This window comes from Aeromonas sp. 604282 (assembly GCF_049170575.1).
Lineage (GTDB): Bacteria > Pseudomonadota > Gammaproteobacteria > Enterobacterales > Aeromonadaceae > Aeromonas > Aeromonas veronii_A.
This window is the reverse complement of record NZ_JAAKMV010000002.1, coordinates 150,125-176,540: the sequence shown is the minus strand read 5'-3', so window position 1 is coordinate 176,540 and position 26,416 is coordinate 150,125. Positions and strand designations below refer to the sequence as shown.

The 26,416-nt window shown below is 57.6% G+C and carries 23 protein-coding genes; 14 read left to right on the top strand and 9 right to left on the bottom strand.

The features are described 5' to 3' along the window. Positions 1–19: 19 nt before the first annotated feature. Entirely contained in the window at positions 20–760 is a 741-nt protein-coding gene (locus G5367_RS03875; RefSeq protein WP_005337681.1) for a YebC/PmpR family DNA-binding transcriptional regulator, read from the top strand. A gap of 525 nt (positions 761–1,285) precedes the next feature. Here G5367_RS03875 and adhE read toward each other — a convergent pair. Then, positions 1,286–3,952: a bifunctional acetaldehyde-CoA/alcohol dehydrogenase gene (gene adhE / locus G5367_RS03870; protein WP_019446648.1), complete on the bottom strand. Its 2,667-nt coding sequence runs from the start codon at positions 3,950–3,952 to the stop codon at positions 1,286–1,288. 856 nt (positions 3,953–4,808) lie between these two features. On the opposite strand from adhE, the gene G5367_RS03865 reads away from it, so the two are divergent. From G5367_RS03865 to G5367_RS03835, 7 genes are all read left to right on the top strand, one after another. Beyond that, a complete protein-coding gene (locus G5367_RS03865; RefSeq protein WP_005337678.1) occupies positions 4,809–5,444 on the top strand; it encodes a YchE family NAAT transporter in 636 nt (211 codons plus the stop codon). Between the two features lie 279 nt (positions 5,445–5,723). Further along, positions 5,724–7,343, top strand: a complete 1,620-nt coding sequence (locus tag G5367_RS03860) for an ABC transporter substrate-binding protein (RefSeq protein WP_216978442.1) — start codon at positions 5,724–5,726, stop codon at positions 7,341–7,343. A gap of 98 nt (positions 7,344–7,441) precedes the next feature. Next, entirely contained in the window at positions 7,442–8,362 is a 921-nt protein-coding gene (gene oppB / locus G5367_RS03855) for an oligopeptide ABC transporter permease OppB (RefSeq protein WP_069555437.1), read from the top strand. Between the two features lie 14 nt (positions 8,363–8,376). Further along, positions 8,377–9,288 carry an oligopeptide ABC transporter permease OppC gene (oppC, locus tag G5367_RS03850; protein WP_236345225.1) on the top strand — a complete coding sequence of 304 codons (912 nt, stop codon included), beginning with the start codon at positions 8,377–8,379 and terminating at the stop codon, positions 9,286–9,288. 54 nt (positions 9,289–9,342) lie between these two features. Then, positions 9,343–10,323, top strand: a complete 981-nt coding sequence (locus G5367_RS03845) for an ABC transporter ATP-binding protein (protein ID WP_005337668.1) — start codon at positions 9,343–9,345, stop codon at positions 10,321–10,323. Then, entirely contained in the window at positions 10,324–11,319 is a 996-nt protein-coding gene (gene oppF / locus G5367_RS03840) for a murein tripeptide/oligopeptide ABC transporter ATP binding protein OppF (protein WP_005337666.1), read from the top strand. It begins immediately after the preceding gene. Between the two features lie 303 nt (positions 11,320–11,622). Further along, positions 11,623–12,567, top strand: a complete 945-nt coding sequence (locus tag G5367_RS03835) for a TerC family protein (protein ID WP_005337664.1) — start codon at positions 11,623–11,625, stop codon at positions 12,565–12,567. A 64-nt stretch (positions 12,568–12,631) separates the two neighbouring features. Here G5367_RS03835 and alr read toward each other — a convergent pair whose 3' ends face one another. Then, positions 12,632–13,858, bottom strand: coding sequence for an alanine racemase (gene alr, locus G5367_RS03830; RefSeq protein ID WP_103422279.1), 1,227 nt, complete (start codon positions 13,856–13,858; stop codon positions 12,632–12,634). Positions 13,859–14,031: 173 nt separating this feature from the next. Here alr and G5367_RS03825 point away from each other — a divergent pair, with 173 nt between their 5' ends. Beyond that, a complete protein-coding gene (locus G5367_RS03825) occupies positions 14,032–14,481 on the top strand; it encodes a methyltransferase family protein (RefSeq protein ID WP_100646207.1) in 450 nt (149 codons plus the stop codon). A gap of 94 nt (positions 14,482–14,575) precedes the next feature. Here G5367_RS03825 and tapW read toward each other — a convergent pair whose 3' ends face one another. Together tapW and G5367_RS03815 are read right to left on the bottom strand one after the other, a co-directional pair. Further along, complete coding sequence (gene tapW / locus G5367_RS03820) at positions 14,576–15,715, bottom strand: type IVa pilus ATPase TapW (RefSeq protein WP_337072779.1); 1,140 nt, start codon at positions 15,713–15,715, stop codon at positions 14,576–14,578. A 58-nt stretch (positions 15,716–15,773) separates the two neighbouring features. After that, positions 15,774–16,130 carry a DMT family protein gene (locus G5367_RS03815; protein ID WP_421243884.1) on the bottom strand — a complete coding sequence of 119 codons (357 nt, stop codon included), beginning with the start codon at positions 16,128–16,130 and terminating at the stop codon, positions 15,774–15,776. Positions 16,131–16,242: 112 nt separating this feature from the next. On the opposite strand from G5367_RS03815, the gene G5367_RS03810 reads away from it, so the two are divergent. From G5367_RS03810 to G5367_RS03800, 3 genes are all read left to right on the top strand, one after another. Next, positions 16,243–16,974 carry a substrate-binding periplasmic protein gene (locus G5367_RS03810; protein ID WP_043825634.1) on the top strand — a complete coding sequence of 244 codons (732 nt, stop codon included), beginning with the start codon at positions 16,243–16,245 and terminating at the stop codon, positions 16,972–16,974. 97 nt (positions 16,975–17,071) lie between these two features. Further along, a complete protein-coding gene (gene btuC, locus G5367_RS03805; protein WP_421243883.1) occupies positions 17,072–18,079 on the top strand; it encodes a vitamin B12 ABC transporter permease BtuC in 1,008 nt (335 codons plus the stop codon). 53 nt (positions 18,080–18,132) lie between these two features. Beyond that, positions 18,133–18,930 (top strand): ATP-binding cassette domain-containing protein, encoded by a 798-nt coding sequence (locus G5367_RS03800; protein WP_421243926.1) that lies wholly within the window; start codon positions 18,133–18,135, stop codon positions 18,928–18,930. A gap of 116 nt (positions 18,931–19,046) precedes the next feature. Here G5367_RS03800 and G5367_RS03795 read toward each other — a convergent pair whose 3' ends face one another. Beyond that, positions 19,047–20,108 carry a 3-deoxy-7-phosphoheptulonate synthase gene (locus G5367_RS03795; protein ID WP_204477408.1) on the bottom strand — a complete coding sequence of 354 codons (1,062 nt, stop codon included), beginning with the start codon at positions 20,106–20,108 and terminating at the stop codon, positions 19,047–19,049. A 144-nt stretch (positions 20,109–20,252) separates the two neighbouring features. Here G5367_RS03795 and G5367_RS03790 point away from each other — a divergent pair, with 144 nt between their 5' ends. After that, entirely contained in the window at positions 20,253–20,633 is a 381-nt protein-coding gene (locus tag G5367_RS03790; RefSeq protein ID WP_005337641.1) for a diacylglycerol kinase, read from the top strand. Positions 20,634–20,714: 81 nt separating this feature from the next. Here G5367_RS03790 and serA read toward each other — a convergent pair whose 3' ends face one another. The 4 genes from serA to G5367_RS03770 all read right to left on the bottom strand — a co-directional run bounded on the left by serA (position 20,715) and on the right by G5367_RS03770 (position 25,230). Continuing rightward, positions 20,715–21,947, bottom strand: a complete 1,233-nt coding sequence (serA, locus tag G5367_RS03785; RefSeq protein ID WP_005337639.1) for a phosphoglycerate dehydrogenase — start codon at positions 21,945–21,947, stop codon at positions 20,715–20,717. A gap of 324 nt (positions 21,948–22,271) precedes the next feature. Then, complete coding sequence (gene rpiA, locus G5367_RS03780) at positions 22,272–22,925, bottom strand: ribose-5-phosphate isomerase RpiA (RefSeq protein WP_005353106.1); 654 nt, start codon at positions 22,923–22,925, stop codon at positions 22,272–22,274. Positions 22,926–23,086: 161 nt separating this feature from the next. Next, entirely contained in the window at positions 23,087–23,683 is a 597-nt protein-coding gene (locus G5367_RS03775) for a 5-formyltetrahydrofolate cyclo-ligase (RefSeq protein WP_058059524.1), read from the bottom strand. 212 nt (positions 23,684–23,895) lie between these two features. Continuing rightward, a complete protein-coding gene (locus G5367_RS03770) occupies positions 23,896–25,230 on the bottom strand; it encodes a Na+/H+ antiporter NhaC family protein (protein ID WP_005337634.1) in 1,335 nt (444 codons plus the stop codon). A 333-nt stretch (positions 25,231–25,563) separates the two neighbouring features. Here G5367_RS03770 and dapB point away from each other — a divergent pair, with 333 nt between their 5' ends. Then, the gene (gene dapB / locus G5367_RS03765) at positions 25,564–26,376 is read left to right on the top strand and encodes a 4-hydroxy-tetrahydrodipicolinate reductase (protein ID WP_005347132.1); all 813 of its coding nucleotides are present in this window, start codon (positions 25,564–25,566) and stop codon (positions 26,374–26,376) included. The last annotated feature ends 40 nt before the right edge of the window (positions 26,377–26,416 follow it).

Sequence of the window (26,416 nt, the reverse complement as noted above, 5' to 3'; positions counted from 1 at the left end):
AAAATAACGGAGAGTCTCTATGGCAGGTCACAGTAAATGGGCCAATATCAAACACCGCAAGGCCGCTCAGGACGCCAAGCGTGGCAAGATCTTCACCAAACTGATCCGTGAAATCACTACCTCCGCGCGTCTGGGTGATGCCGATCCCGCCAACAACCCGCGTCTGCGTGCTGCGGTGACTGCCGCCCTGACCAACAACATGACCCGCGACACCATCAACCGTGCCATTCAGCGTGGCGCCGGTGGTGGTGATGGCGAACAGCTCGAGACCATCGTATACGAAGGTTACGGCCCGGCTGGCTCTGCCGTGATGGTAGAGTGCCTGACCGATAACCGTAACCGTACCGTAGCCGAAGTGCGCCACGCCTTCAGCAAGTGCGGTGGCAACCTGGGTACCGACGGCTCCGTCGCCTATCTGTTCAGCAAGAAAGGTCTGCTGACCTTCGTGGGCGTAGACGAAGATGCCCTGATGGATGCCGCGCTGGAAGCGGGCGCCGATGACGTGGTCACCGAAGAGGATGGCACCATCGAGGTGTACACCACCCCGAACGACTTCGGTACCGTGCTGGATGGTCTGGAAGCTGCCGGCTTCAAGGCCCAGAGCGCCGAAGTGACCATGATCCCCTCCACCGAAGCGGAGCTGGATGCAGAGACTGCACCCAAGCTGATGCGTCTGATCGACATGCTGGAAGATCTGGACGACGTGCAAGAGGTTTACCACAACGGCTCCATCTCCGATGAAGTCGCTGCGACCCTCTGATCGCTGAATCGTGCTCTCCCGATGGCAGCCTGATGGCTGCCATTTTTTTATCTTTGCATCGTGGCAACTGCTGATGTGTCGGTTGCGCAACCGGCGCAACAACTCTCTTCACTGACAATCTTTCCCGCTTTTTCTGCGAATTATCATTGCTCTGTCTCTGCCAGTCGGTTGGCCCTGCACGTATGCCAGTCGCAGTTCTGCTGCATTGCGTTAGCGAGGCTCCGCTTACCCTGTTTATCACATCTTTAGCTCTTGAGATGGCGTTGACTGCTCACATCTGCCCGTCAGGGTAATTGCGTTGCGGGTAGGGGATAGGAGGTGATGGGACGTGCTCTTGTTATTACAGGGGCCCATCAATGCAGAGTCACTGGTTGGGATGTTGATAGCGGATAGGCTGGGGCGAGTTGGTTGGTTGGGAAGTTAGGCGCTGCACTACCGCAATCGGCTGGAGTGAGGAGCTCTGTGATAAGTGGCAGATAAAAAAAGCCCGCGCAGTGCGCGGGCTTGTTATCTCAGGACTGGTTATCAGGCCTTGGATTTCTTCTTGCCTTCAACCTTGGCTTCAACCGGGGCAGCAGTTACCGGAGCGGCTTCGGTGAACGGACGACCGTAGTAGGAGTCCAGCAGAACCTGCTTCAGCTCGCTGATCAGCGGGTAGCGCGGGTTGGCGCCGGTGCACTGGTCATCGAAAGCTTCGATAGCCAGCTGGTCAACCTTGGCCAGGAAGTCAGCTTCAGTCACGCCAGCTTCGCGGATAGAGGCCGGGATACCCAGGGTAGCCTTCAACTCGTCCAGCCAGGTCAGCAGCTTCTCGATCTTGGCTGCGGTGCGGTCACCGGCAGCAGTCAGACCCAGGTGGTCAGCGACTTCGGCGTAACGACGACGAGCCTGCGGGCGGTCGTACTGGGAGAACGCAGTCTGCTTGGTCGGGTTGTCGTTCGCGTTGTAGCGGATGACGTTGCTGATCAGCAGGGCGTTAGCCAGACCGTGCGGAATGTGGAACTCGGCACCCAGTTTGTGAGCCATGGAGTGGCACACACCCAAGAAGGCGTTGGCGAACGCGATACCGGCGATAGTGGCAGCATTGTGCACCTTCTCGCGAGCGATCGGGTCGTTGGCACCGTTCTGGTAGCTGGACGGCAGATACTCTTTCAGCATTTTCAGGGCTTGCAGCGCCTGGCCGTCGGAGTACTCGTTAGCCAGTACGGAAACATAGGCTTCCATGGCGTGAGTCACGGCATCGATACCACCGAATGCACACAGGGACTTCGGCATACCCATGACCAGGTTGGCATCAACGATGGCCATGTTCGGGGTCAGCTCGTAGTCAGCCAGCGGATACTTCTGACCAGACACTTCATCGGTTACTACCGCAAACGGAGTGACTTCAGAGCCGGTACCGGAAGTGGTGGTGATACAGACCAGTTCGGCCTTCACGCCCATTTTCGGGAACTTGTAGATACGCTTGCGGATGTCCATGAAGCGCATGGCCAGATCTTCGAACGCGGTGTTCGGGTGTTCGTACATCACCCACATGATCTTGGCAGCATCCATCGGTGAACCACCGCCCAGCGCCAGGATAACGTCCGGTTTGAAGGAGTTGGCCATCTCGGCACCCTTGCGAACCACAGCCAGGGTCGGGTCAGCTTCTACTTCGTAGAACACTTCCACTTCCATATTCTGTGCTTTCAGCAGGCTGACCAGTTCATCGGCGTAGCCGTTGTTGAACAGGAAGCGGTCGGTCACGACCATGGCACGTTTTTTACCTTCCAGGTCGCTCAGAGCGATCGGCAGGGAACCACGACGGAAGTAGATGGATTTCGGAAGTTTGTGCCACAGCATGTTTTCTGCCCGTTTTGCGACTGTCTTCTTGTTGATCAGGTGCTTCGGACCCACGTTTTCGGAGATGGAGTTACCGCTCCAGGAGCCGCAACCCAGAGTCAGGGACGGTGCCATTGCGAAGTTGTACAGGTCACCGATACCGCCTTGGGTAGACGGAGTGTTGATCAGGATACGCGCGGTCTTCATCTTGTCGCCGAAGTACTTGATGCGGTCAGCGTTGCGGTCCTGGTCGGTGTACAGACCTGAGGTGTGGCCGATACCACCGATGTTGACCATGTCACAGGCCATATCAACGGCGTTTTCGAAGCTGCTTGCACGGAACATACCGAGCAGCGGGGACAATTTCTCGTGAGCAAACTCATCTTCTGCACACAGCTTGACGCCTTCACCAATCAGGATCTTGGTATCAGCCGGTACAGTCACGCCTGCCATCTCGGCAATCTTGGTGGCTGGCTGGCCAACGATGTTGGCGTTCAGAGCACCGTTGATCAGGATGACTTTACGTACCTTGTCAGCATCTTCTTTGGAGAGCACGTGGCCCTTGTGGGATGCAAAGCGCTCTTTAACCTGGTCGTAGATGGCATCAACAACGATGACTGCCTGCTCGGAAGCACAGACCACACCGTTATCGAAAGTCTTGGACATCAGGATGGAGGCAACGGCACGCTTCACGTCGGCGGTTTCGTCGATAACGATGGGCACGTTACCGGCACCCACACCGATAGCAGGCTTACCGGAAGAGTAGGCTGCTTTCACCATGCCCGGGCCACCGGTGGCCAGGATCAGGTTGATGTCTTCATGCTTCATCAGGGCGTTGGAGAGCTCAACGGACGGTTGGTCGATCCAGCCGATGATGTCTTTCGGTGCACCAGCGGCAACAGCGGCATCCAGTACCAGCTTGGCAGCGGTATTGGTGGAGTTTTTGGCACGGGGGTGCGGGGAGAAGATAATGGCGTTGCGGGTCTTGAGCGCGATCATGGATTTGAAGATCGCAGTAGAGGTCGGGTTGGTGGTCGGAACGATACCACAGATGATACCTACCGGCTCGGCGATGGTGATGGTACCCATCTGATCATCTTCGCTCAGAATGCCGCAGGTCTTCTCGTCTTTGTACTTGTTGTAGATGTATTCGGAGGCGAAGTGGTTCTTGATAACCTTGTCTTCGATGATACCCATACCGGATTCTTCCACGGCCATCTGGGCCAGGGGGATACGGGCGTTGTTGGCGGCCAGGGCGGCGGCACGGAAGATCTTGTCTACCTGCTCTTGAGAGAAGCTGGCGAATTCACGCTGTGCTTCCTTAACGCGGGCGACCAGTGCATCCAGTTCAGCCAAATTGGTTACTGCCATGTTTATCTCCTGATTATTTGAAAACTGTTTAGTAAGACGTTGGCAATGCCCGGCAATTATAGTCGCCCTGTCAAGACGGTATGGTTGCAACACGGTTTTTACATGCCTTACTAAATCGCTTTCTGAGTCGATTATAGAGCGGGGCCGACTCAGAAAAACTTGATCTGGATCATGTGTAACAAAAGAACAAAAGAAATTTTCTTTCACAATCCTTGTTTGACCGATGTTATCGAAATGTACACCAAAGGGAAAGGTAAGAGGCCTGTTAATGCAGGGCAATAAACCACATTTATCAAGCGGTTAATTATTCCTCTTCATCTGGTTGCAGCACCAATTTGGCGCTATTAGTTAGTAAATATGAGTAGATAGGTTTCAAAATCATCGGCAAACGCGCTTTATTTCTGCATTTGTTGCGAGAATGATTGTTGTTTTAATCCATGACTAATCCGCTTTATTCCCCGAGGACGCCATTTCTGCCCGCTTTCCCGGTTTTTGCATTGTGGCTCTCTTGCCGAGTCAGTGAAGTGATGCATAGCCTGAAATAGTGGAAAGGCAAAGCTTGGATTCTCTCGAGTCGCTTGGTCATTCGGTCAGTCACCGTCGGACTCTCTGGTCATGATTAAGTAGACTTGCACTCACTTTTCTAACGCGTGTCGGGCGGTAGAAAGGGCTTTTGGCATCGGTTTATGCCAGTTAGCGTGGATGCATTAGATGAACTAACTAAAAAACCCTCAAAATGGTGAGATTATTTGATTGGTGCCCGCTCTGGCTATGATGTAAATTTACGCACGAAATTAATGGACTGGCCCACTGGCCCACTGGCCCACTGGGCCCGAAACTCTATTGGAAGGCGCCTATGGCAGCAATTGACGTCTCGTTGTATCTGAAGTTTTTTGTCGGTTTGTTCGCAATTATCAACCCGCTTGGTTTGTTGCCGGTGTTTGTCAGCCTGACCAGCCACCATACCCAGGCCGAGCGGATGAAAACCAATACCACCGCCAATATCGCGGTGATGGTGATCCTGTTGGTCTCCATGTATATGGGGCAGCTGATCCTCGATGGCTTTGGCATCTCGCTGGCGTCGTTCCGGATCGCCGGTGGGTCGCTGATTACCCTGATTGCCTGGTCGATGCTGCAGGGCAAGCTGGGCGAGGTGAAGCACAACAAACAGGAGAAGGGTGAACTGGCGGTGCGCGAGTCTATCGCCGTAGTGCCGTTGGCGCTGCCGCTGATGGCAGGCCCAGGTGCCATCTCCTCGGTGATTGTCTACGCCAGCCAGAGCCACTGGCAGCAGCTGCTCGGCATGTCAGTGGTTGTCGTTGTCTTCTCTTTCTGCTCCTGGCTCATCTTCCGCGCCGCGCCGCTGCTGTTCAAGATCATGGGCAACACCGGCATCAACGTGGTGACCCGTATCATGGGTCTTATCATGATGTCGCTGGGTATCGAGATCATGGTGGCCGGTATCAAGGGGGTTTTCCCCAGTTTGATGTGAGCCAGCTCCGCTTTATGAAAGCCGGTCCTCGTGACCGGCTTTTTATTGGTTGCTTTTTGCCCGGTCTTTTCTAGAATCGGTCGTTTGTGTGAAAAATGAGCGAGTTGCTGGTGTTTTAATACTGAAAAAACGCACATTAGCTGATTTTTTAACCAGGAAATGACAGTTACCCTAACAATATCTGTTGCATTATCAGAATTGGCAGGGAATTATGCTGGGAGCGGGTTTTATCACCGTCACTTTAAAAAACGCATGGAATGTTCTTGTTGGAGTAGGGAAATGACTCATAAAAAAACAATGATTAACACATTGCTGATGGCTGCACTGTTTGGTGGCGTCAATGTGGCTCAGGCTGCCGATGTCCCGGCGGGAACCAAGCTGGCGGATGTCCAGCAGTTGGTAAAAGGCAACGGTTCCGAGCCTGCGACCTTGGACCCACAGAAAGTTGAAGGAACGCCTGAGTCTGCAATTTTGCGCGACCTGTTTGAAGGTCTCGTGACATCCGGTTCGAAAGGGGAGGTTGTTCCCGGTGTCGCGGAGTCCTGGGAAACCAAGGATAACAAGCACTACGTCTTCCACCTGCGCAAAGATGCCAAGTGGTCTAATGGTGAACCGGTCACCGCACATGACTTTGTATATGCTTTCCAACGTGCAGTTGACCCCAAGACAGCTTCTCCATACTCCTGGTACCTAGAGATGCCAACTATTGCCAATGCTACAGAGATCATTGCTGGCAAGAAGCCGGCTGATACGCTGGGTGTGAAGGCGACCGACGACTACACCTTCGAAGTTCAGCTCGAGAAGGCCATCCCTTATTTCGTAACCATGCTCTCTCATACCACCACTTATCCGGTACCGAAGAAGGTGATCGAGAAGTATGGTGAAAAATGGACCCAGCCGGGCAATATGGTAGGTAATGGTGCCTACGTATTGAAGGAGTGGGTTGTTAATGAGCGAATTGGTTTGGAGCGTAATAAAAACTATTGGAATGATGCGAAAACGGTGATCAACAAGGTTACCTATCTTCCGATCCAGTCCACCAACGCGGAGCTAAATCGCTTTTTGGCTGGTGAGATCGACATGACATGGAATGTGCCGATCGAACGCTTTAAGCAGTTGAAGAAAGATTATCCCGCGGATCTGAAGGTTGAAGGTCTGGTTTCTACTTATTACTACCAGTTCAACATCAAGAAAAAGCCGTTTGATGACGTGCGAGTGCGAACTGCTCTCTCTTATGCGGTCAATCGTGACGTGATTGCAGATAAAGTCATGGGACAAGGGCAAAAACCCGCATATGGGTTGACGCCTGACTATGTTGATGGTTTTAAACCGGTTGCTCCGGAGTGGTCAAAAATGACCCAGGCTGAACGTGACGCCAAGGCCAAGGCGCTGCTTGAAGAGGCAGGTTTCGATGCCAGCAAGCCGCTGAAGTTCGAGCTGCTCTACAACACCGATGACAACCACAAGAAAGTAGCTGTGGCCGTTGCCTCCATGTGGAAAAAACTGGGTGCAGAGGTCAGCTTGGTGAACCAGGAGTGGAAAACTTACCTCGAAACCAAGAAGCAGGGACAGTTTGACGTGGGTCGTGCCGGCTGGAGCGCCGACTACAATGAAGCCTCATCCATGCTGGATCTGATGCAGACCACTCACGGCAACAACGATGGCAAGTACTCCAATCCGGTGTTTGACAAGTTGATGACCGATTCTCGAGATCAGGTTGATGCGGACGCTCGCAACAAGCTCTATGTCCAGGCGGAAGAGATCCTGGCCAAGGACATGCCGATCATCCCGATATACCAATATGTTCAACCTCGGATGGTCAAAGCTTATGTTGGGGGTTACCCAAGCAACCCGCTGGATAACCTCTACAGCAAAGATATGTACATCATTGCTCACTGATTTAAAGCAACAAGTCGCATAACAAGCAGGGCCCGCCAGACGGCGGGCCTTTATTACAACCGCGACCCTTTGGAAGCAGTACAGGACAGGAAATGTCTATGTTGAAATTCATTTTTAAACGGCTATTGGAAGCGATCCCGACTCTGCTGGTCTTGATCACCGTCTCTTTCTTCATGATGCGTTTCGCCCCGGGTAACCCCTTTACCAGCGAACGTTCACTCCCCCCCGAAGTAATGGCCAACATCGAAGCCAAATACGGCCTCGACAAGCCGATCGGCATGCAATATCTCACTTACCTGGGCAACCTGGTACAGGGTGATTTGGGGCCCTCTTTCAAATACAAGGATTTCACCGTCAATGATTTGGTGAGTCAGGCGTTGCCTGTCTCCGCCAAGATCGGGACCACGGCCTTCTTCTTCGCCGTGTTGCTGGGGGTCACCTTCGGCACCATAGCGGCACTGAAACAGAACACCATTATCGACTATCTGCTGATGTCGTCGGCCATGGCCGGGGTGGTGATCCCGGGCTTTGTGCTGGCGCCCTTGCTGGTGCTGTTTTTCAGTATTCATCTGGGCTGGTTCCCTGCCGGTGGCTGGCAGGGTGGTGGCATCCAGTTTATGGTGCTGCCTGTGTTCGGCATGATGATGTACTACATCTCCGCTATCTCGCGGATCATGCGGGGCAGCATGATCGAGACCATGAACTCCAACTTTATCCGTACCGCCCGTGCCAAGGGCTTGCCGCTGCGCCATATCATCCTGAAACACGCGCTGCGTCCGGCTATGCTGCCGGTGGTCTCCTATCTGGGCCCGGCTTTTGTCGGCATCATCACAGGTTCCGTGGTGATCGAGACCATCTTCGGCCTGCCGGGGATCGGTCAGCTGTTCGTCAACGGTGCCCTTAACCGTGATTACTCCATGGTGCTCGGTCTGACCATTCTGGTCGGCGCCCTCACCATCACCTTTAACGCTGTGGTCGATATTCTCTACGCCTTCATCGATCCCAAGATCCGTTACTAATTCGGGAGTTCATCATGGTTGTTTCAACTGAAAAACGGGATGCCGTCGAGGCGTTCGCGCAAAAAGTAGAGGTGGTGGAGGGGCGCTCCCTGTGGAAGGATGCCCGTCGCCGTTTCCTGCGCAACAAGGCTGCTCTGACCAGCCTGATTATCCTGACCATCATCGGTCTGGCGGTCATCGTCGGCCCTCATCTGTCCCAATACACCTTTGACGATCCGGACTGGGGGGCCATGCAGTCGCCGCCCGATATGGAAGCGGGTCACTACTTCGGTACCGACAGTCTGGGGCGCGATCTGTTCGTGCGCACCCTGCTGGGTGGTCGCATCTCCCTGATGGTCGGCATCATGGGTGCCATGGTGGCGGTCATCATCGGCACCCTGTATGGCGCTGCCTCCGGCTTTATCGGCGGGCGGGTCGACAGCCTGATGATGCGGGTACTGGAGATCCTCAACGCCTTCCCCTTCATGTTCTTCGTGATCATGCTGGTGACCTTCTTCGGCCGCAACCTGGCGCTCATTTTCATCGCCATCGGCGCGGTGAGCTGGCTCGACATGGCGCGGATCGTGCGAGGCCAGACCCTCAGCCTCAAGAGCAAGGAGTTTATCGAGGCGGCTCACGTCTGCGGCGTCTCCAAGTGGAAGATCATCACCCGTCACATCGTACCCAACGTGCTGGGGATCGTGGCGGTCTACGCCACCCTGCTGGTGCCCGGGATGATCATGTTCGAATCCTTCCTGAGCTTCCTTGGCCTGGGCGTGCAAGAGCCCATGACCAGCTGGGGTGCTTTGCTGGATGAAGGCTCCAAGTCGATGGAAGTGGCCATCTGGCAACTGCTGTTTCCCGCCGGTTTCATGGTGGTGACCCTGTTTTGCTTCAACTTCCTCGGGGATGGTCTGCGTGACGCCCTCGATCCGAAAGATCGTTAATAGCGCCTCGGATCGACAGGAAAACGTCACGAAAGATCGAGAAGGAGTTTTTATATGAAGTTACTGGATGTGAAAGATCTGCGGGTCGAGTTCAAGACCCCGGACGGCAATGTGGTGGCGGTCAACGACCTCAATTTTTCTCTCTCTGCGGGTGAAACCCTGGGGATCGTCGGCGAGTCCGGCTCCGGCAAATCCCAGACGGCCTTTGCCATCATGGGGCTGCTGGCCAAAAACGGCATTATTACCGGTTCCGCCAAGTTTCAGGGTGAGGAGATCCTCAACCTGCCGGAGTCCAAGCTCAACAAGATCCGCTCCGAGAAGATCGCCATGATCTTCCAGGACCCCATGACCTCGCTCAACCCCTACATGAAGGTGCAGGATCAGCTGATGGAAGTGCTGATGCTGCACAAAGGGGTGAGCAAGGCGGAAGCGTTCGAAGAGTCGGTACGGATGCTCGATGCGGTGAAAATTCCCGAAGCACGCAAGCGGATGGGCATGTATCCCCACGAGTTCTCCGGCGGTATGCGTCAGCGGGTGATGATCGCCATGGCGCTGCTCTGCCGGCCGCAACTGCTGATCGCCGACGAGCCGACCACCGCGCTTGACGTGACCGTACAGGCCCAGATCATGACCCTGATGAACGAGCTCAAGCGCGAGTTCAACACCGCCATCATCATGATCACCCATGACCTCGGCGTGGTCGCCGGTATCTGCAACAAGGTGCTGGTGATGTATGCCGGTCGTACCATGGAGTACGGCAAGGTAGACGATATCTTTTATCGCCCGAGCCACCCCTACACCGAAGGCTTGCTGCGCGCCATTCCCCGCCTCGATACCGAAGGGGAAGTGCTGCCCACCATCCCGGGCAATCCGCCCAACCTGCTGCGTCTGCCCACCGGTTGCCCCTTCCAGGAGCGTTGCCACCGGGTCAGCGAGATTTGCGGCCAGCAGTCACCGATCCTGACCCCGTTCAACGACGGTCGGGAGCGTGCTTGTCACTGGGTTTCGGATGCCATGAACAAGGGAGCCAACTAAATGGGTGCCGACAAAAAATTGCTGTTGGAAGTGTCTGACCTCAAGGTCCACTTCAGTATCAAGAGTGGCAAGGCGTGGCCCTGGGCCAAACCGTCCGACCTCAAGGCGGTCGATGGCGTTACCCTGCGCCTCTACGAAGGGGAAACCCTCGGCGTGGTGGGGGAGTCCGGCTGCGGAAAATCGACCTTTGCCCGCGCCATCATCGGCCTGGTACCGGCCACCGATGGCAAGGTGGTGTGGCTGGGTGACGATCTCACCAAGCTCGATCAGAATGCCCTGCGCGAGAAGCGCAAAGAGATCCAGATGATCTTCCAGGACCCGTTGGCTTCTCTGAACCCGCGCATGACCATCGGCGACATCATCGCCGAGCCGCTCATCACCTTCTACCCCAACCTGCCGCGGGAAGAGGTGAAAGAGAAGGTGCGCGCCATGATGAGCAAGGTGGGGCTCTTGCCCAACCTGGTCAACCGCTATCCGCACGAGTTTTCTGGCGGCCAGTGCCAGCGGATCGGGATTGCCCGGGCGCTGATCCTCGAGCCCAAGATGATCATCTGCGACGAGCCGGTCTCGGCGCTGGACGTCTCCATTCAGGCGCAGGTGGTCAACCTGCTCAAATCCCTGCAAAAGGAGATGGGGCTGTCGCTCATCTTCATCGCCCACGATCTGTCTGTGGTCAAACATATCTCCGACCGGGTACTGGTGATGTATCTGGGCAACGCCGTCGAGCTGGGGACCCGCAAGGAGATCTTCGCCAATCCGCTGCACCCCTACACCAAGGCGCTGATGTCTGCGGTGCCGATCCCGGACCCTGAGCTGGAGCGCAACAAGGTGATCCAGATCCTGGAGGGGGATTTGCCATCGCCGATGAATCCGCCGTCAGGCTGCGTGTTCCGCACCCGCTGCCCGGTGGCTGGCCCCGAGTGTGCCAAGACCCGCCCTGTGCTGGAGGGTAACTTCGATCACGCGGTCTCCTGCCTCAAGGTCGACCCGCTCTGATGGGGATGTGTTGAACCTGTTTGCGGGGCTCCTTGATGGGGCCCCGATTTATTTCTGGCGGTAGTGAAGATGCCTCTTGGCGTTATCTTTTACCGCTGCTACTATCCGCGCAACAAGGGGAGTAACTTCTCGCCGGTTTGTCGTCATTACGGTGCACCCATATCCTGCAGTGCACCCGGCAGCTGGGCAGTTGATGAAAATCAGCTGTAAGTGAGACCTTGCCGAGAGGCAAGGTGTATCTGCTCCAAACGCAAACCCACTGCCTCTCGGTCGTGGGTTTTGTCGTTTTTGGGAGAAGTGAAAATGGGTGAATGGTGGATGTGGACCGGTTTCTTCAGCATAGTGTTGGTCCTGTTATGGATAGACATACGCTTTGTCGGTGGCGGCAAGTCACACAAGGTGTCCCTCAAAGAGGCGGGTGTCTGGTCCCTCATCTGGGTCAGCGTGGCGCTGCTCTTCAACCTAGCCATCTGGCTCTGGCTCGATCACAGCGCGGGCCGTGAGATTGCCAACCAGAAGGGGCTGGAGTTCCTTACCGGCTACCTCATCGAGAAAGCGCTGGCAGTGGACAACGTATTCGTCTGGCTGATGCTGTTCGGTTACTTTGCCATTCCGGCCGAGCTGCAGCGCCGGGTGCTGCTCTATGGAGTACTGGGTGCCATCGTGATGCGTGCCGGTATGGTGTTCGCGGGTAGCTGGCTCATCGAGCAGTTCCACTGGATCCTCTATCTGTTCGGCGCTTTCCTGCTGCTGACCGGTGCCAAGATGCTGTGGGCGGCCGACAAGGAGCCGGACTTGGCCAACAATCCGCTGCTAGGCTGGATGCGCCGTCGTTTCAAGGTGACCGAGACCCTGGAAGGGGAGAAGTTCTTCGTCTGGCGTGACGGTGTGCGCTATGCCACCCCGCTGCTGCTCATTCTGGTGTTGGTGGAGGTGAGCGATCTCATCTTCGCGGTGGACAGTATCCCGGCCATCTTCGCGGTGACCACGGATCCCTTCATCGTGCTGACCTCCAACATCTTCGCCATCATGGGTCTGCGCGCCATGTACTTCCTACTGGCGGGTGTGGCTGATCGCTTCGCCCTGCTCAAATACGGTCTGGCGCTGATCCTGATGTTTATCGGGGTCAAGATGCTGCTGCTGGATATCTTCAAGATCCCGACCGGCATAGCACTGGGCGTAGTCGCGTTGATCCTGCTGGCATCCATGGGGCTGAGTCTGTTTGTGACCCGTAAAAAGGCCGCTTAAACGCAACATTATTTAATACCAAACAACAAGGGCTCCCGCGGGAGCCCTTTTTCATATCGCGTGATCAGCGTTTGATCTTTTTGGGGTTGGTGTAGCCCCAGATGGTGTACATGTCCGCCAGCAGGGCGCCGTTGTACTCCTCCAGATCCGCCTGTTTCACTTCGGCGTCACCCTGACGGCCAAACAGCACCACCTCGTCACCGGGTTTCACACCCTTCAGGTCGGTCACGTCCACCATGATGGTGTTCATGGAGGTCTTGCCGACCACCGGTACCTTCTGACCCTGGATCAGCACATAGGCTTTGTTGCTGAGGGCGCGACGATAGCCATCGGAGTAGCCCAGCGGCAGGTTGGCGAGCCAGGAGTCACGCTTGAGAGTAAAGGTGCGGTCATAACCGACGGTGTTACCCGCTGCATAGTGGTTGACCGAGGCGACCTGGGTCTTGAATGCCATCACCCGCTTGTATTCGGTGTGGGAGGGGATGGAGTCACCGTAGAGCAGGCCGCCCGGGCGCACCATGTCGAAGTAGGCGTCCGGCACGGCCAGAGTGGCGAAGGAGTTGGCGGCGTGGATGGTGATCTTGCTGCGATCCAGCTTGCCCGCTTCCAGCAGCCACTGGGAGTCCAGTTTGAACTGGGCCAGTCCCATCTTGACGTCCTCTTTCTCCTCAACCGGGAAGTGGGTCATGATGCCGACCGGGGTGATCCCCTTTAGCTTGAGCATGGCCAGCGCATCCTGCTTGGCATCGGCCAGACGCAGGTCGATGCCGTTGCGGCTCATGCCGGCGGAGTTGAGTGCAATATGCACCGGAATGGTGGTGTGGTGGCGCTGGGCGATATCGGCGATACCCTGGGCACTGACCAGACTGCCGATCAGCTCCTCCATCTTGTAGGGCAGGGCCTGCTCTACTTCATCCGGGGTGGCAGCACGCACCCGCATCAGACGGCCGGTGAAGCCCTTCTCGCGGGCGACGCGCGCCTCTTCGTTGCTGGCGATGCCGATGCAGGGGATATTTGCCTTGACCACGGAGGGGACCAGCAGGTCGATGCCATGACCGTAAGCGTCGGCCTTCATGATGGCGCAGATCTGCGGGCCCTTGTCGCCGAGGCGATCCTTGAGGGTCTGGATATTGTGTTCAAAGGCGCCCAGATCCACTTCCAACCAGGCGTTGCTGGCGGTTTGCTCCTGGCCGTTGCGATGATCCGTCGCAAGGGGCAGATAGGGAGCCGCAACGGCTTGGCCCGCGAGCAGGCCGAAGATCAGGGTAGCCAGCAGAGTTTTCTTGTGCATGGTGATTCCTTTTTGTTGTTCGCGTTGGATAGTTTGGACGGGGTCGGCCACATTGGTGGTGGTTTAACCACAACTTGTTGTTATTATTATGATCTTTGTCACTCTCAACAGGCGCTGACTGGTTGGGAGTCTACCGCAACACGGGTTCGGCCGACACTCGTCAGGGGAAGAAAATGGTCAATCTTGAGTTACGTTTGCCACCCCCACTGATTTTCCTGTTTTGCGTGGGACTCATGTGGTGGCTGAGATCGGAGAGCCAGCCCGGCACTTGGGTGATGGCGCTGACGGCTGCGCTGATCGTGGTGGGGGCTATCATGGGTTTTGGTGCCCTGCAACGGTTTCGCCACCACCAGACCACGGTCAGCCCCACCCGACCCCAGCACACCAGCCATCTGGTGACCTGTGGCGTCTATCGCTTCAGCCGTAATCCCATGTATTTGGGATTGCTCTGCTGGCTGGCCGCCTGGGGCTGTTATCTCGGTAGTATATGGGTCTGGGTTGGGCCGATCGTGCTGGTGGCCTGGCTGACACGCTTCCAGATCATGCCGGAGGAGCGGCTGCTGCGCGCCCGTTTCGGCGACGAGTATGTGGCGTATTGCCAACGCGTTCGCCGTTGGTGCTGAATGGCAGTGACCTGTGTGAGCTGAGGGATAAGTCGGGCTAGCCGTACGGGGTAAAGAGAACCTCGGGCTGGCCCGAGGTTCTAGAGGGACAGGTTTAGAAAAAATCGTCTTTCTCGTCCTTGGTGGGTTCGAGACTCCAGCCGGTGGCATCACTGCTGCTGGCGATCTGCCCCTTCTCCTTCCACAGTTTGATCTTGAGACGCAGGTTGTTGGCAGAATCGGCGTTCTTCACGGCCTCCTCCTCGTCGATCACGCCTTCTACCACCAGATCAAACAGGGCACTGTCGAAGGTGACCATGCCGAGGGCTTTGGATTTTTCCATCACCTCTTTGAGGCCGCCAAATTCACCGCGCTTGATCATGTCGCGGATGGTGTGGGTGCCGAGCATGATCTCCACTGCGGCCCGGCGGCCGCCATCGGTGGTTTTCACCAGTCGCTGGGAGACAAAGGCCTTGAGGTTGTTGCCAAGGTCGTTGAGCAGCTGGGGGCGGCGCTCCTCGGGGAAGAAGTTGATGATGCGATCCAGCGCCTGGTTGGCGTTGTTGGCGTGCAGGGTGGAGATTGCAAGGTGGCCGGTTTCGGAGAAGGCCAGCGCATGTTCCATGGTCTCGCGATCACGGATCTCGCCGATAAGAATGACGTCTGGCGCCTGACGCAGGGTGTTTTTCAGGGCCGCATGGAAGCTGCGGGTATCCACGCCAACCTCCCGCTGGTTGATGATGCTCTTGCGATGGCGATGAACGAACTCCACCGGATCCTCGATGGTGATGATGTGGCCGCCGCTGTTGCGGTTGCGATGGTCGATAAGGGCTGCCAGCGAGGTGGACTTGCCCGAGCCGGTACCGCCGACAAACAGCACCAGGCCACGTTTCTCCATGATGGTGTCGAGCAGCACAGGCGGGAGTTTGAGATCTTCAAAGCGGGGGATGTCGGTCTTGATGTTGCGGGCCACCAGAGAGACTTCGTTGCGCTGCTTGAAGATGTTGACCCGAAAGCGGCCGATCTGGGGTAGGGAGATGGCGAGGTTCATCTCCAGATCCTTCTCGAACTGCTGCTTCTGCTCGCCATCCATGATCTCGGCGGCGATCCGCGCCACTTCACCCGGTTCCAGCGGCGTTTCGTTGAGGGGGCGCAGGCCGCCGTTAAATTTGGCGCAGGGGGGGGCGCCGGTCGACAGATAGAGGTCTGAGCCATCCTGCTTGGCCAGGATCTGTAACATGTCTCGCAATTCCATTTTTTTGCCTCGTCGATCAATGAGATGCCATGAGCGGGATGATATTGAGTGTACAGCCTCAGACGCCGGTCAGTTTCTCGCGAAAGACAAAAAAGACCGCACCGAGAATGCAGAGCCCTGCCCAGAGATAGTCCCATTTCAGATCTTCCTTGAGATAGAAGATAGAGAAGGGGACGAATACGGTGAGTGTGATCACTTCTTGCAGGATTTTCAGTTGCCCCACACTCATCACGGTGTGGCCGATGCGGTTGGCGGGCACTTGCAGCAGGTATTCGAACAGGGCGATACCCCAGCTCACCAGGGCGGCAATGATCCAGGGTTTGTGGTTCATGCTCTTGAGGTGAGCGTACCAGGCGAAGGTCATAAAGACGTTGCTGCACAGCAGCAGACCGATACTGGCGAAAATCGGGTTCATAGGGTTCTCCTTGAAAATCCGGCGCATTTTATCCCTGAACCACCGGTTTTCATACGTGGTGCGGGAGGGTATTTTTAACCAACAGGATAAGCCGTGCGAGGTATGCGACGGGATGGGCAAGTTATGCGGGATTGTGTTGTTACTGTTATTTGCCATGCCGGTGCGAGCGACCCCGACGCTGACGGTGGCCACCGACCTGTGGCCGCCATTTCGCATCCTGCAAGCGGATGGCCGGTTGCAGGGGCTCGACATGGACATCCTGCGCCGGTTGCAACAGGCGAGCGGCATTGAGTTGCAGGTACGGCGGATGCCGTGGGGCAGGGCGCTCAAGCAGATGCAGACCGGCCAGGTCGATCTGATGATTGGCCTCGCCTATACCGCCGAGCGGGCGCAGTTCATCGACTATCTGCAGCCTGCCTACTACCAGTGCTGGCCCGCGTTTTATGGTCAGCCGGTCAATGTGGCCCGGATCCACCAATACCGCGATCTGCAGGGGGTGAAGGTGGGCTATGTGCTCAACTCCGCCTACTTTGAGCCCTTCAACTCTGACAGTCGCCTCGACAAGCACGGAGTACCCACCGAAGATCAGCTGCTGCGCATGGTGCAGCGCGGTCACCTGCCGCTGATGATTGGCACTGACTGTCAGGTGGACTATGCCTTGAGTCAGGGAAATGCCAGCCGGATAGGCAAGGCGGACTACCGCCCCGCCACGCCGGTGACCCTCTATCTGGGGATGAGCAAGCACTCACCTCACCAGTCGCTGCGTCAGCCCTTGCTGGTGGCGCTGCAAAATCTGGTGGCCAGCGGCGAGATAAGGGTGATGGCAAAGCGTTACCAGCCTTGACCTTGGGTGGCAAGCCACTGTTATTATGCCCTTTTCCTGCTTCCCCCCCGACGCTGCGACTGGGCCGGGGGGAAGCCTTGTTATTCGGGGATCCTCCTTGTACCTCTCCCTTATCGCCCGCCAACAGCGCTGGCAGCGGCGCTGGCTCTGTGGCCTGACGCTGCTGACCCTGCTGCTGTTTCTCTTCTCCCTCGTCTGGGGCGAGTTTGTGCTGCCGCCCTGGCGGCCTCTTGGCGAGCTCGAACAGCGCATCCTGCTGGAGCTGCGCCTGCCGCGCGCCTTGCTGGCCCTCTTGGCTGGCGCAGCCCTTGCCTGTGGCGGCGCCGTATTACAGGTGATGCTGCACAACCCGGTGGCCGAACCCGGGCTGCTTGGTGTCTCGAGCGGAGCAGGACTGGCTGCCATGGTGGCGATGGCGGTGGCCAAGTCCCTCGGCCTCTATCTGCCCGGCTGGGGGCTGTCGCTGGCGGCCTTTGGTGGCGCCTTGCTGGTGACCATGCTGCTCATTCGGCTGGCTCGCCGGGCGCGTCTCGGCCATGCCCGCTTGCTATTGTTTGGGGTGGCCATCGGCATTCTCACCAATGCCGCCATGACCTGGTTGATGTACTTTGCCGATGATGGCTCCTTGCGTGAATTCATGTTCTGGATGATGGGCAGCCTCTCTTACGGCAGCCAGCAGTTCGGCTGGTGGTGGCTGGTGCTGCCGCTCACCCTGGGCTGGCTCTGCTGGCAGGGCAAGGCGCTGCAACAGTTGTTGTTGGGGGAGACCCAGGCCCGCCTGATGGGGATGGATGTCGACAAGATGCGGGTGCGGCTGGTGCTGGCGGTCTGTCTGCTGACCGGTGTGGCGGTGTCGTTGTGTGGTGTCATCGGTTTTGTCGGGTTGGTGGTGCCCCATCTGCTGCGGCTCTGCGGTGGCAGCGATCAGCGCTTTCTGCTGCCTGCCTCGGCGCTTGGCGGCGGGGCCCTGCTGCTGGCGGCCGATCTGGTTGCTCGATCCACCCTGAGCGCGGGGGAGTTGCCTATCGGCGTCATCACCGCCTCGGTGGGGGCACCGCTCTTTATCTACCTGCTATTGAGGCAAACTGCTGATGGTTCTGCATGATTTGGTCGGGGCGCGCAGTCACCTTATTTACCCGTTGTTGAGGCAAGATGCCGATGTCGCCCGCTGATCACATGCCGGTTTCTTCTCGTGCTGCTGCGCCGCTGCTGGAGGCGCGCGCACTCGCCATTGCCGGACGGCTCTCTCCCCTGGATATCCGCTGGCATGGCGGCCAGTTGGTGGCGCTGCTTGGCCCCAATGGCAGCGGCAAGTCGACCCTGCTTGGGGCGCTGGCGGGGATTTTACCCGCCGATGGCACAGTGCAGCTGGGGGGGGAAGTGCTTACTGACCTGAGTTGGCCCGAGCTTGCCAAACGGCGCGCTATGTTGCCCCAGCGTCAGCCCCAGCTGTTTCATATTCCGGTGTTTCAGGTGTTGAGCCTGGGGCTCGATGAGGCGGTTTCGCCCGCCAGGCAGAGCGAGGCGATAAATGCACTGTGCGAGGCATTGGAGCTGGAAGCCTTGTTGGCCCGGGACTTCAGCCGTTTGTCGGGGGGCGAGCAGCAGCGGGTGCTGATCGCCCGCACCCTGCTGCAGGTGTGGCCGAGCCTCAATCCGACCGGCAAGGTGCTGCTGCTGGACGAGCCGCTGGCGGGGCTCGACCTGCATCATCAGCTGGCGCTATTACGGCTGCTGAAAAAGCTGGCCGGGCAGGGATTGCTGGTGGTACTTGCCATCCACGATATCAATCTGGCTATCGACTGGGCCGACCGCATTCTCTGCCTGCAAGGGGGCGCTGTGGTGCGCGAAGGGGGTGTCGAGCTGGTGGATGAGGCACTGCTGGCGCAGGTATTCCAGATCAGCACCGATCGCATCGAAGCGGCAGGCCGGGTGTGGTTTATGCCCAGTTTATAAGTAGGGTGTATAGGAAAGAGCGCGCATGTAGGGTCGATTAGCGAAGCGTAATCGGCCGATAGCAAGAAGAAGGGGCCAGTATCAAAAATACCGGCCTCTTTGGTTTTATTCGCAGTTCAAGCCTGTTTGCTCAGGCGCACCTGCGCCGCCTCTGCCAGCATCGCCAGCAGGGTTTCGGTATCGTTCCACGATAGACAAGCATCTGTGATGCTCTGGCCAAAGGTGGCGGCGCAGCCGTTCTCCACATCCTGACGCCCTTCCACCAGGAAGCTTTCTGCCATGATGCCGGCGATGCCGGTACGGCCACGGCGCAGCTGATCGCAGATATCTTGCGCCACCAGCAGTTGACGACGGTGATCCTTCATGCTGTTGCCGTGGCTGAAATCGACTACCAGACGCTCCGGCAGGCCCACATCGGCCAGCGCTTCACACGCTTCATCGACACTGGCGGTGTCGTAGTTGGGGCGGTGGCCACCGCGCAGGATCACATGACCAAAGGGGTTACCGGCGGTGCGGTAGATGGTCATCTTGCCGTCCTTGTCCGGCGAATAGAAGATGTGGCTGTGACGGGCGGCGCGCACCGCATCGATGGCGATGCGGGTATTGCCGTCGGTGCCGTTCTTGAAGCCGACCGGGCAGGATAGGGCCGAAGCCATCTCGCGGTGTACCTGGGATTCGGTGGTACGTGCGCCGATGGCGCCCCAGGTGATGAGGTCGGCAATATACTGGCCGGTCACCATATCGAGGAACTCGGTGGCGGTGGGCATGCCGATCTCGTTGATGTCGACCAGCAGTTTGCGTGCCAGTTTCAGCCCTTCGTTGACATCGAAACTGCCATCGAGGCGCGGATCGTTGATGAGCCCTTTCCAGCCGACGATGGTGCGCGGCTTCTCGAAGTAGGTGCGCATCACGATGCAGAGGCTCTCTTTATACTGCTCGCGCAGAGCATTGAGACGCAGGGCATACTCGCGAGCAGCAGCGGGATCATGGATGGAACAGGGGCCGACGATGACCAGCAGGCGCTGATCGTCTCCAGCCAGAATGGCTTCCACTTCGCGACGGGCATCCAGCAGATTCTGGGCAATGGTATCGGTGATCGGAAACGCGTGTGCGAGCTCGCTCGGAGTGATCAGTGACTCCAGGCGACGGGTGCGCAATTCATCTGTGTGAATGGACATACAACTCAAGTCTCGAGTGGGTGGTGTCAGCCGCAAGGGGCGAAAAAGCAAAGAGATAAAATAAAGCAAAAGTCCCCTGATTGAAACCTTGGGGGGCTCTGATAGGATGTGAGGCCAAAATCGATTCCAAATGAGGTAGATAGCGTGGCAAAGCCAGGGGCAACCGGGGTCACCCGCATCATCAACGCAACCGGTTACAGCATGAAGGGGCTCAAGTCAGCCTGGATTAACGAGGCGGCGTTTCGGCAGGAGCTGATGCTGATCCTGCTGCTGATGCCGCTGGCCTTCTGGCTGGGGGATTCTCTCAACCAGATCCTGCTGCTTATCGTCATCAGCTGGCTGGTGGTGATCGTCGAGATCCTCAACTCCGCCATTGAAGCTGTGGTAGACAGGGTTGGCTCCGAGCATCACGAGCTCTCCGGTCGTGCCAAGGATCTGGGCTCCGCCGCCGTCTTTATTGCGCTGGCCCTGAACGCTCTGGTATGGGGCGCGCTGGTAGGCCGCAATCTGTTGGGGTGGTGGTAAGCCACCATGCTGTTTTGAGGTTCTGCTTCATAAAAAAGCCCGTCATCACGACGGGCTTTTAGCTGCGCAGATAAGGGTCTATCAGTGGAGGATGCGGGCGCGGATGGTGCCGTTGATCTCCTTGAGCTTGGCGAGCGCCTTCTCGCTGTGCTCGGTCTCCACGTCGATCACCACGTAACCGATATGGCTGCTGGTCTGCAGGTATTGACCGGCGATGTTGATCCCCTCTTCGGCGAAGATCTGGTTGATCTGGTTCATCACACCCGGCTGGTTGCGGTGAATGTGCAGCAGGCGGCTGGAGCCCTTGTGGCCCGGCAGCGACACTTCCGGGAAGTTGACGGCGGAGAGGGTGGAGCCGTTGTCGGAGTATTTGACCAGCTTGTTGGCCACTTCCAGCCCGATGTTCTCCTGCGCTTCATGGGTGGTGCCACCGATGTGCGGGGTCAGGATGACGTTTTCAAGCCCACGCAGCGGGCTTTGGAACTCTTCGTCATTGGACTTGGGCTCGACCGGGAAGACGTCGATGGCAGCGCCGGCGATATGCCCGCTCTTGATGACGTCAGCCAGCGCATCGATATCCACCACGGTACCGCGGGCGGCGTTGATGAAGATGGCGCCCGGTTTCATCATCCGCAGCTGCTCGGCACCGATCATGTTCTTGGTGGAGGCGGTCTCCGGCACATGCAGGCTGATGACGTCAGACATATTGAGCAGCTCGACCATGCTTGGCACCTGAATGGCGTTACCCAGCGAGAGCTTGTTCTCGATATCGTAGTAATAAACCTTCATGCCGATGCTCTCGGCGATGATGCCAAGCTGGGTACCGATGTGGCCGTAACCGATGATGCCGAGCTTCTTGCCGCGCGCTTCCACCGAGCGGTTGGCCAGTTTTTCCCACACGCCGCGATGGCACTTGGCGTTTTTCTCGGGGATGCCGCGCAGCAGCAGCAGGATCTCGCCCAGTACCAGCTCGGCGACCGAGCGGGTGTTGGAGAAGGGGGCGTTGAAGACCGGAATACCGCGGATCTGGGCCGCTTCCAGCTCGACCTGGTTGGTACCGATGCAGAAGCAGCCGATGGCGACCAGCTTGTTGGCGGCGTCGAGGACTTTCTCGGTGATCTGGGTGCGGGAGCGCAGCCCGATGAAATGGACGTCGCGGATCTGCTCGATCAGCTCCTCTTCGGAGAGCGAGGTCTTGAGATACTCCACACTGGTGTAACCTGCGGCACGAAAGGTCTCTACGGTGTTGGGGTGAACCCCCTCCAGCAGCAGAACCTTGATTTTATCCTTGTCCAACGAAAACTTGGCAGTCATGACGATCCCTCTGTATGTGCAAACGTAAGTGCAGATTTGGTGTGCGAAGAAAACCGTAAAGTAGCAAAAACGTTTGGGAGAGGGAATATTTGTGACGAAAGTCAAATTCTTTGAAGTTATCAACGAATGTTGTAAACATCCGTATGCAACTTGTTGAGGGATAAATAAAAACGGCGCCATCAGGCGCCGTCATTTATTCACAGTGCAATGTTTGGGTCATATCCTATCCCGGGGCTCAATCAACGTCGCTGCTGCGTCAGAGGTTGCAGAGTGGCGCTGGCGAGGGAGGGAGGATGCCGCTGCACTGTGCTACCGGTGTCGGGATTACTGGGTAATCACGCCGTCCGGCGTACCGATCAGGACCACGTCGGCGCCGCGGGCGGCGAACAGGCCGTTGGTGACCACACCAACAATGGCGTTCAGTCGTACTTCCAGCGCCTTGGCGTCGGTAATGGCCATCCCTTTTACATCCAGAATGTGGTTGCCGTTGTCGGTGACCACACCTTCACGCCAGACCGGGTTGCCACCCAGTTTGCGGATTTCGCGGGCCACGTATTCGCGGGCCATCGGGATCACTTCCACCGGCAGCGGGAACTGGCCCAGCACGTCGACGGTCTTGGTGTTGTCGATGATGCAGATGAACTTGTCAGCGACGGCGGCAACGATCTTCTCGCGGGTCAGGGCTGCGCCACCGCCCTTGATCATGTCGCGGGTTGCGTTGATCTCGTCGGCGCCATCCACATAGACGGAGAGGGCGTCGATCTCGTTGAGATCATATACGGTGATGCCGAAGCCCTTGAGGCGCTCGGTAGAGGCCACGGAGCTGGATACCGCCCCCTTGATCTCGTCCTTCATGGTCGCCAGCGCGTCGATAAAGTGGTTGACGGTAGAGCCGGTGCCCACCCCGACGATGGTGCCGGGAACCACATACTTGAGCGCAGCCCAACCGGCCGCCTTCTTCATTTCATCTTGAGTCATGATCGTTCCTTAAGAAAAAAGCGGGCGCATTATATCCAACCCGGTACCCCGTCGCGACCTTGTTGCTCACGTTCCGGGGCAAAAAGAGGGACTTTGTAAATCGTTTGCCTGTTTATTCTGCGTTTGCGCGCACAAAGCAGGGGCTGCCTGCCAAAAACAGCCTATTCAAAGCGCCAGCAGTGGCTCGGGGTGATGATCTGGGGCAGCGGCACATCCCACTCCTCTTGCGGGACCGCATCCACCTGCTGGCAGTCGTGGGCAATGCCGAGTGGCTTGGGGCCCAGTTTGTGCTCATGCCAGATGGCGAGAGTGCGATCGTAGTAGCCGCCCCCCATGCCAAGGCGATTACCCTGGGCATCGAAGGCGACCAGCGGGGTGCAGATAAGATCGAGCGTGCTGTGGGGCACCACCTGCAGGATATCCAGCTCCGGCTCTTCGATGCCGTAGCGGTTGCGCACCATGGGACTGGTAGCGGTATAGCGCAAAAAGAGCAGGTGACCCGGAGTAAAGGGGTGGAGCACCGGCAGGTAGACCTCTTTGTGCTGGGCCCACAGCCAATGGATGGTGGGCAAGGGATTGATCTCCCCATCATTGGCCAGATAGAGGGCAATGCGTTTGGCGGCGAGGATCTCGGGGTGTTGCTTGAACTGGGCCAGCAGCTGTTGGGCCGCCAATTGCTGCTCGGCCGGACTCAGATTTTTGCGGCGTTGACGAACCAGTTGGCGCAGGGATTGACGTTCGGGTTGGGACTCATGCATGGGGAACCTCTGGTATAGCTGCGCATCGATGGCTTGAACGCGCTCTACCTTAGCACATTCACTCTTGACGTTAAGGGGGACAGGGGAACTCCCGCCCCGGACGGCTGATGCCCGGAACGGTGGGATAAATGCTGGCTGATCCGTTAGTGAGTCAACAAGGGCCAGGGTGTGGCCCCTGTTGACAGCATGTCGGCGCGCCAGACTCTGGTCAGTTACTTGTCAGCCTTGCCGCGCATCTGGTGCTTCACAAACACTGCAATGAGTGCCGCTACCGCGAGCGCCATCGGGTAGAAACTCATGCTTACTACCGCCAACGGCGACAGGGCGAAGATGGATCCCAGCAGCAGCGCCTGTGCGCCCCAGGGGATCAGACCCTGTACCACGCAGGAGAAAATATCGAGCATGGAGGCGGCGCGGCGCGGGGTGACACCGTGGTGTTCTGCCAGATCCCGGGCCACCTTGCTGGCGACGATAATAGCCACCGTGTTGTTAGCGGTGCAGAGGTTGGTGAGGCTCACCACCCCGGCGATGCCGAGCTCGGCGGCTTTCTCGTTCTGTTCACCATTGTGCTCGCGAGTGAAACGGGCAATCAGGGCGCTGATGCGCTCGCTGATCCATGCCAGTCCACCCTGACGCTCCATCAGGGCGCCGAGGCCGCCGATCAGCATGGAGAGCAGGAAGATCTCCTGCATGCCGGTAAAGCCCTGATAGATATCCTTGCTGAACTGACCGATGGCGTAGCCGTTGATCATGCCCACCACTCCGGCGGCCAGAATACCGATCCCCAGCACCACAAACACATTCACTCCGGCGAGCGCCAGCCCCAGGATCAGCAGATAAGGCATCACCTTGAACAGCTCGATGGCGCTGCCGTTGGCCGGGGATTCACCCACTGAGCCCAGGGTCAGATAGAGCAGGATCACCGCGATGGCGGCAGGGGCGGCAATCTTGAAGTTCTCGCGGAACTTGTCCTTCATCTCGCACCCCTGGCTGCGGGTGGCCGCAATGGTGGTGTCGGAGATGATGGAGAGGTTATCGCCAAACATGGCGCCGGAGAGAATGGTACCTGCCATCAGCACCGGATCGATACCGGCAGCCTGCGCCACGCCGAGGGCCACCGGCGCCACGGCACCTATGGTGCCCATGGAGGTGCCCATGGCGGTAGCAATAAAGGCAGAGATGAGGAACAGTCCGGGCAACAGCGCCCAGCCGGGAATGAGGGAGAGACCCAGCGCCACGGTGGCATCAACGCCGCCGGTGGCCTTGGCCACGCTGGCAAAGGCGCCCGCCAGCAGATAGATAAGGCACATCGCCATGATATTGCTGTGGCCGACCCCCTTGAAGAAGGTCTCCAGATTGCTGTTGAAGCTCTCTTTGCCAAGCAGCAGGGCGAGCATCACCGCAGGCAGGGCAGCAACCGGAGCGGGCAGCTGATAGAAGGCGAATTCGACCCCCTGCAGGGTCAGCCAGGTACCGGTACCGATAAAGAGTGCGAGAAAAACCAGAAGTGGCAACAAGGCCCTGGCACTGGGTTGGATCTGGATCATGTGTTCCTCTGAAATTGAACAATGACCTCCTGTCATAAACTGCTTTGTACCTGTATCGGATAGGGATAGGGGGAAAACAGGGCGGGCATCCTGCCGCATTGGGGGGCCCACAGTAGTGAGTCAATCCCTTAAGGTCAAGATAGACGTCCAGATGGATAGGTGTTTTTGTTTGGTGATTTTGTCTGTGTGATTAAATCCGTCAAATATTCTGATTTATCCAATATTTCCGTTTATATGTCGAGGTGGTGTGGTGGCGCAGAGTGAGCTTTTCAAAGCGGGCGCGGGCTGGTAAAACGGTCTCTTTCCATAATTAAAAGAGATGAGAGGGTGGAGATGGACAATCCGATCCGTGTGGCCGTGATGGGCTGTAATGGTCGTATGGGCAAGGTGCTGCTGGAGGCCATCACCAACACCGATGGCGTGGTGGTCGGGGCTGCGCTGGAGCGGCCGGGCTCGGCGGTGATCGGTCTTGATGCCGGTGAGCTCAATGGGCTGGGCCATCTGGGCGTGGCCATCAGCGACAGTCTGGACAAGGTGCGCGATGAGTTTGACCTCATCATCGACTTTACCCGCCCCGAGGTGACGCTGGCCAATCTGGCCTTTGCGCTGGCCCACCACAAGCAGATGGTGATCGGCACCACCGGTTTTGACGATGCAGGCAAGGCCGCCCTGAAAGAGGCAGGCAAGCAGATCGGTATCGTGTTCGCCTCCAACTACTCGGTCGGGGTCAACCTGGTCTTCAAGCTGTTGGAGCAGGCCGCCAAGGTGATGGGGGATTACACCGACATCGAGATCATCGAGGGCCACCATCGCCACAAGGTGGATGCGCCATCCGGTACTGCGCTCTCCATGGGGGAGGTGGTCGCCAAAACCCTGGGCCGGGATCTCAAGGAGTGCGCCGTCTATGGCCGCGAGGGGATCACTGGCGAGCGGGATCGCAACACTATCGGCTTTGCCACTATTCGTGCCGGCGATCTGGTGGGGGAGCATACCGTCATGTTTGCCGATATCGGCGAGCGGGTGGAGATCAGCCACAAGGCCTCCAGCCGCCTGACCTTCGCCAACGGTGCTGTGCGCGCGGGCAAGTGGCTTGGTCAGCAGGGTGCCGGTCTTTATGACATGCAGGACGTGCTCAATCTCAAGTGATGTCTCTGTGCTGCACTTTCGTACTACAGCTGACAGCAAA